Source organism: Chromobacterium sinusclupearum (genome assembly GCF_002902845.1).
Taxonomy (GTDB): Bacteria; Pseudomonadota; Gammaproteobacteria; order Burkholderiales; family Chromobacteriaceae; genus Chromobacterium; species Chromobacterium sinusclupearum.
On sequence record NZ_PPTF01000039.1, the window covers coordinates 1 to 670 of the forward strand.

Below are 670 nucleotides of genomic sequence, written 5' to 3' on the forward strand. Positions count from 1 at the left end.
GCGCCGACTGTCTCGATTGTGGAGCACAGCGGCAAGCAGATTTCCAGCCCCGACCTGGCGGGCGGCCACGTCCAGGCCACGGTGCATTTAAGCGATAGCAATCTGAGCAGCGGCGGCAGCGCGCTGATCACCATCAAGGATGGCAGCGCCAGCAGCACGGTCAGCGTCCACAGCGACGGCTCGGTGAGCAGCAGCAACCCGGCGGTGACCGCCAGCTACGCGGGCGGCGTGCTGAGCCTCGGCATCCCGGAGCCAGCCAACGGCCAGGCGGTCAGCGTATCGGCGACGCAAACCAATGCGCTGGGCGATGTCTCCACCGCCGGCAGCGCCAGCGGGACCTTGAATCTGACCGCGCCGGCCGCGCCGACGGTTTCCATCATCGAACATGCCGGCCAGCAGATCGGCAGCGGCGATCTGGCGGGCGGCCACGTCCAAGCCAAGGTCAACCTCAGCGCCAGCAACCTCGCCAACGGCGGCAGCGCCCAGGTCTCGATCAGCGATGGCGGCGCGAGCAGCAGCGTCACCGTCCATAGCGACGGCTCGGTGACCAGCAGCAACCCGGCCGTCAGCGCCAGCTACGCGGGTGGCGTGCTGAGCCTCGGCATTCCGGAACCGGCCAATGGCCAAGCCGTCAGCGTGTCCGCGACGCAAAGCAACGCGCTCGGCAATG

1 protein-coding gene is annotated in these 670 nt (G+C 68.7%); it reads left to right on the plus strand.

The annotated features are described in order from the left end of the window. A partial coding sequence (locus C2134_RS21540; protein WP_158248743.1) for a hypothetical protein occupies window positions 1-670 on the plus strand: 670 nt, incomplete at both ends.